The sequence below is a fragment of the Sphingopyxis sp. genome (assembly GCF_016463645.1).
Lineage (GTDB): Bacteria > Pseudomonadota > Alphaproteobacteria > Sphingomonadales > Sphingomonadaceae > Sphingopyxis.
Genome location: NZ_JAEMQX010000269.1, coordinates 1 through 1,526, shown reverse-complemented (window position 1 = coordinate 1,526; position 1,526 = coordinate 1). Strand labels below are relative to the sequence as shown.

3 protein-coding genes are annotated in these 1,526 nt (G+C 63.0%); all 3 read right to left on the bottom strand.

The annotated features are described in order from the left end of the window. On the bottom strand, nt 1-454 hold a 454-nt coding region (locus tag JHC57_RS22460), incomplete at its 3' end, for a thiamine pyrophosphate-dependent enzyme (protein WP_294032772.1). A 220-nt stretch (nt 455-674) separates the two neighbouring features. Beyond that, the gene (locus JHC57_RS22455) at nt 675-1,001 is read right to left on the bottom strand and encodes a septum formation initiator family protein (protein ID WP_294032771.1); all 327 of its coding nucleotides are present in this window, start codon (nt 999-1,001) and stop codon (nt 675-677) included. Nucleotides 1,002-1,054: 53 nt separating this feature from the next. Further along, the coding region (locus tag JHC57_RS22450) for a hypothetical protein (protein ID WP_294032770.1) at nt 1,055-1,526 on the bottom strand (472 nt) is incomplete at its 5' end.

The window sequence follows — 1,526 nt, the reverse complement described above, 5'->3', positions numbered from 1 at the left end:
CGAAATAGGCCATCGCCACGCCGCCGTCGCCGCGATATTTGTGCGCGAAGGCAAGGCCGGTACCGAGCGACACCTGCGCGCCGACGATCCCGTGACCGCCGTAGAATTTATGCTCGACGCTGAACATGTGCATCGAGCCGCCCTTGCCCTTCGAGATGCCGGCCTGGCGTCCCGTCAGTTCGGCCATGATCACCTTGGGATCGATGCCGTAAGCGAGCATGTGACCGTGGTCGCGGTAGCCGGTGATGACGCTGTCCTTGTCGCCGTCGAGCGCCGACTGCAGGCCGACCGCCACGGCTTCCTGGCCGATATAGAGGTGGCAGAAACCGCCGATCAGGCCGAGGCCGTAAAGCTGGCCCGCCTTTTCCTCGAAGCGGCGGATGAGCAGCATTTCGCGGTAGAATTTCTCGAGTTCTTCGGGCGTCGCGTCATAGGGGACGGGATCGCGCGGCATCTCGCGATTGGTCGCGGGGGCTGGGGTGGATGCAGTCTTTGTTGTTGGCGCGGCAGACTTGCGCGCGGGAGCTTTGGCCAAGACGGGTTCCTTTGCATTTAGCCGTTACGGCAAGGCGTCATATAGGAGAGCGGCGCCGCACTTGGCAACGCCCACCATGGGAGCGGGCGCCATCAATCTACGTATGCAGCAAAAGGGGTCGCGACGCCGCGAGCAAAGCTCAGGGTCTGGTGCCGGAATCCATCGGAATGATCACCTCGTCCGGATGGTAGGCGCCCAGTTTTTCGCGCACATATTCCTCGGCGAGGTCGGGATCGACGCGCTGCCGGTCGAGCAGGTTGACGCGGTTCTGAAGCTCGTTCTGCTTCTTCGTCAGCTGGCTGAGCACGACGCGCTTCTTTTCCACCGACTGGCCATATTCGCCCCAAGCGTAAAGGCCGGTCGGACCGAAGATGATGTAACCGATCATCGCCATCACGACTATCACCGCAATAGCCGGACCGGCGGCCCGGTTCATCGATTTGCGGAATTTGTGGCGCTGCGTCATCGGATCGCTTGAATCAGAGTTGATTCGCGGCGTCAAGCGGGATGCGGCGAGTTTCAGAGCAACGGCCCCGCAATCGTCGCGGCGGCTGCCCGGAAGGGCGATGAAGCGAAACCGAAAACCTCCACCAGATGCAGCGCCACCATCCCGCCGCCGATCAGCACATAGATCCGATGCGGTCGTCCGCGACGCAGCATATCCGACAGCATCGCAATCAGGATCAGCGAATCCGCCAGCAGGATCGAATAGATGAAAAGCGGATTGCCGACCTCCGGAAAATAGTACCGAAAGCGAAACCAGGCCGGGCCGAGCGACGCGATGAGCGCCAGCAGCATGAGCCGCCTGTGAAATTCGGGACGTCGGCGGAAATGGATCGCCGCCGCGACAAGGGCGGCGAAGACGGTCATTTCCATCTGCACGACGAACAACTCGCCCTGAGCGGCGACAAGCTCGCCGGCGGCCGCCGTGCGGCGGGCCGCCAGCGTGGCGACCGCGACGGTCGAAACCACCACCCCCGCGGCCAGTGCC